This is a genomic window from Arthrobacter sp. 2YAF22_2, assembly GCF_052114645.1.
Classification (GTDB): domain Bacteria; phylum Actinomycetota; class Actinomycetes; order Actinomycetales; family Micrococcaceae; genus Arthrobacter.
Window position 1 is genome coordinate 1 of record NZ_JBFRFD010000380.1, and the last position, 3,674, is coordinate 3,674.

Here is a 3,674-nt window from a genome sequence, read left to right on the forward strand (position 1 = left end):
GCCTCAAGGAGCTCGTGGGGGAGCCCGTGGCCAAGGAGATCCTGCTGGCCGGGGCGGTGCTGCGCGCCGACCGGGCGCTCGCCGTCGGGCTCATCACCGAAATCCACGAGCCCGCGCAGCTGATGGACGCCGCCTACGAGCTGGCGGACCGGATCGGCCGGCAGGATCCGCTCGCGGTGCGGATCACCAAGTCCGTGTTCCACGCCCCGGCGGAGGCGCACCCGCTGATCGACCAGCTGGCGCAGGGCATCCTCTTCGAGTCGCAGGCGAAGTTCGACCGCATGCAGGCTTTCTTGGAAAAGAAATCCGCCAAGAAATCCGCCAAGAAGTCCGACCAGAACTCAGACCGGAAGAAGTAGACATGAGCAACTCCGTACTCCCCGCGAACCTTCCCGCCACCGTCGGGGTGCTCGGCGGCGGCCGGATGGGCGCCGGCATCGCCCACGCCTTCCTGATCAACGGCGCGAACGTGCTCGTTGTCGAACGCGATGACGAGGCAGCCGAGGCGGCCCGCGAGCGGGTCGAATCCGCGGCGGCCAAGAGCATCGAGCGCGGTGCGATCGATGGCAACCTCGACGAGATGGTCTCCCGGCTCGCCGTGACCGTGGACTACGACGACTTCAAGGACCGCGAGCTGGTGATCGAGGCCGTACCCGAAAACTGGGACCTGAAAGTGTCCTCGCTGCGCGGAATCGAGGAACGGCTCGCCGCGGACGCGTACCTTGCCTCCAACACCTCCTCGCTTTCCGTTAACGGGCTGGCCCGCGAACTGAAGCGGCCGCAGAACTTCCTGGGCCTGCACTTCTTCAACCCGGTCCCCGCCTCCACCCTGATCGAAGTCGTCCTCGGCGAGCAGACCGCTGAGGCCCTCGCGGAGGCCGCCCGGGGCTGGGTACAGGCGCTCGGGAAGACCGCCGTCGTCGTCAACGACGCACCGGGGTTCGCGTCCTCCCGCCTGGGTGTGGCAATCGCCCTCGAAGCGATGCGCATGGTGGAGGAAGGCGTTGCGTCTGCCGAGGACATCGACAACGCCATGGTGCTGGGCTACAAGCACCCCACCGGCCCGCTTCGGACCACCGACATCGTCGGCTTGGACGTCCGGCTCGGCATCGCCGAATACCTGGCCTCCACGCTGGGTGAACGTTTCGCGCCGCCGCAGATCCTCCGKGACAAGGTGGCSCGYGGCGARCTCGGGCGGAAGTCCGGCAAGGGCTTCTTCGACTGGGCCGACTGAACCGCTCCCGGGCGGTGGCCTACGGAGAAAACCGCCCGGGACCACGCACGCATGCCTAGGATGGTGCAGTGACTACCCCGGCGCGGCCCCGCATTGAACCGATCACCCTCACCGGCAGGCACGTCGTGCTCGAGCCCTTGAACCGGGACCACCACGACGGTCTGGTGGCGGCGGCCCGCGACGGGGAACTGTGGCACCTCTGGTATACCAGCGTGCCCGCGCCGGAGGCGATGGCCGCCGAGATCGACCGGCGCCTGGAACTGCAGCACCAAGGCTCGATGCTGCCGTTCACCACGCGGCTGCTGAACCCGGCCACGGGCGGACCGGGCCGGGTGATCGGGATGACCACCTACATGAACATCGACGCCGCGACGCCGCGGGTTGAGATCGGTTCCACCTGGAACGCCGCTTCCGCGCACGGCAGCGGCAGCAACCCGGACTCCAAGCTGTTGCTGCTGCGGCACGCCTTCGAAACGCTCGGCTGCCCCGCCGTCGAATTCCGCACGCACTGGCTCAACCAGCAGTCCCGCGACGCGATCGCCCGGCTGGGCGCCAAACAGGACGGTGTGCTGCGCAGCCACACCCGCACCGCCGACGGCGCGCTGCGGGACACCGTGGTATTTTCGATCCTCGAACACGAATGGCCGATGGTCCGCAGCGGCCTCGAGTACCGGCTGGCCAAGCACCGCTAGGACCCCGGGCAGGCTCCGGCCGAGTTGGTGCCGGGCTGGGGCCCGCGGGAATACGGCGCTCCACCGCCACGTTGCTTCCTCACGTGAAGAACATCGGATTCCTGTCCTTCGGCCACTGGACCGACCACCCCGAGTCCGGCGTGCGCACCGCCTCGGACTCGCTCTTGCAGGCGATCGATCTCGCGGTCGCTGCCGAGGAGTTGGGAGCGGACGGCGCCTACTTCCGCGTGCACCACTTCGCCCAGCAGTACGCCTCCCCCTTCCCGCTGCTCGCTGCGATCGGGGCACGGACAAGCCGTATAGAGATCGGCACCGGCGTGATCGACATGCGCTACGAGAACCCCCTCTACATGGCAGAAGACGCCGGCGCGGCCGACCTGATCTCGGGCGGCCGACTGCAGCTGGGCATCAGCCGAGGTTCACCCGAGCAGGTCATCGACGGGTGGCGGCACTTCGGCTTCACCCCCGCAGAGGGCGAATCGGACGCCGACATGGGCCGCCGGCACACCGAACGCCTGCTCGAGGTACTCGCCGGCGACGGCTTCGCGGCGCCGAGCCCCCGCCCGATGTTTCCGAACCCTCCGGGCCTGCTGCGCGTGGAGCCGTACTCGGAGGGCCTGCGCGAGCGCATCTGGTGGGGTTCCGGCTCCAACGCCACGGCCGTCTGGGCGGCGAAGCTCGGTATGAACCTGCAGAGTTCCACGCTCAAGGATGACGAGAGCGGCAAGCCCTTCCACGTCCAGCAGGCCGAGCAGATCGAGCTCTACCGGCAGGCCTGGAAGGAGGCGGGGCACGAACGGGAACCGCGTGTGTCGGTCAGCCGCAGCATCTTTGCGCTGACGGACGAGCGCGACTGGCAGTACTTCGGCCGTGACCGCCACAGCTCCGACCAAGTCGGCAACATTGACGAGAAAACCCGCGCCGTTTTCGGCCGGTCCTACGCGGGTGCTCCGGACGAGCTGGCCGCGAAACTGGCCGAGGACGAGGCGGTCGCCACGGCTGACACCCTGCTGCTCACGGTCCCGAACCAGCTCGGCGTCGCCTACAACGCCCACGTCATCGAGTCGATCCTGAAGTATGTGGCGCCGCAGCTCGGCTGGCGCTGAGCCCTCTATTGGCCGGAGCCAACCCTAGGACCCGGGGTAGGCTCCGGCCAACTTCAAGGTCTTGTAGTAGGCCAGGTAGCCCTTGGCGTTCGGGTGGAAGTTGTCGGCACTGCCCGGGTTGGCAAGGTTGAGATTGATCCATGGGTCTGCCGAGTTGATGCCGTGGCCGAGGAAAGCTCCCCGGACGTCGACGTACTGAGCCCCGGCGGCCAGGGCGATGGATCCGTTCAGGCCGTCTGCCAGTGCCGTGGCCTGGTAGATGAACTGCGACAGCGAATCCGTCCGGCCGGCGGGGATCGGGTCGTAAAGGTAGGGGTAGCCGGTGACCACGACCTTGGCGTTGGGGGCGGCTGCATGCACGCTCTGAATCATCGCGGCCACGTTGCCGGCGAGTTTTCCGCTGGCAATCAGGGCGGTCGCCGTGGCGCTGGCATCGGCGCAGGCCCCGGCCGCGGCGGGATTAAACACGGCGGTGACACAGTTTGTGACGATCGTTCCGAAACCGAGGTCGTTGCCGCCCGCGGTGATCGTCACGAGTTCCGTGCTGGGGTTCAACTTCTTTAGCTGGCTGCTGATGACGTCCTGGGTCGTTTTACCGCTGCAGGCCGCGTTAGTGACGAGCTTGACGGCCTTCACGTCGGC

General features: G+C 67.7%; 5 protein-coding genes. 4 read left to right on the forward strand and 1 reads right to left on the reverse strand.

The window, feature by feature from the left end:
- The 4 genes from AB4Y86_RS14335 to AB4Y86_RS14350 all read left to right on the forward strand — a co-directional run.
- The coding region (locus AB4Y86_RS14335; RefSeq protein WP_441402871.1) for an enoyl-CoA hydratase/isomerase family protein at positions 1-359 on the forward strand (359 nt) is incomplete at its 5' end.
- A gap of 2 nt (positions 360-361) precedes the next feature.
- A complete protein-coding gene (locus AB4Y86_RS14340; protein ID WP_441402872.1) occupies positions 362-1,234 on the forward strand; it encodes a 3-hydroxyacyl-CoA dehydrogenase family protein in 873 nt (290 codons plus the stop codon).
- A gap of 68 nt (positions 1,235-1,302) precedes the next feature.
- Positions 1,303-1,926, forward strand: coding sequence for a GNAT family N-acetyltransferase (locus tag AB4Y86_RS14345; protein ID WP_441402873.1), 624 nt, complete (start codon positions 1,303-1,305; stop codon positions 1,924-1,926).
- An 83-nt stretch (positions 1,927-2,009) separates the two neighbouring features.
- Positions 2,010-3,032, forward strand: coding sequence for an LLM class flavin-dependent oxidoreductase (locus AB4Y86_RS14350; protein ID WP_441402874.1), 1,023 nt, complete (start codon positions 2,010-2,012; stop codon positions 3,030-3,032).
- Between the two features lie 24 nt (positions 3,033-3,056).
- Here AB4Y86_RS14350 and AB4Y86_RS14355 read toward each other — a convergent pair.
- Positions 3,057-3,674, reverse strand: a 618-nt coding sequence (locus AB4Y86_RS14355) for an SGNH/GDSL hydrolase family protein (RefSeq protein ID WP_441402875.1), incomplete at its 5' end; no start/stop codon positions are given.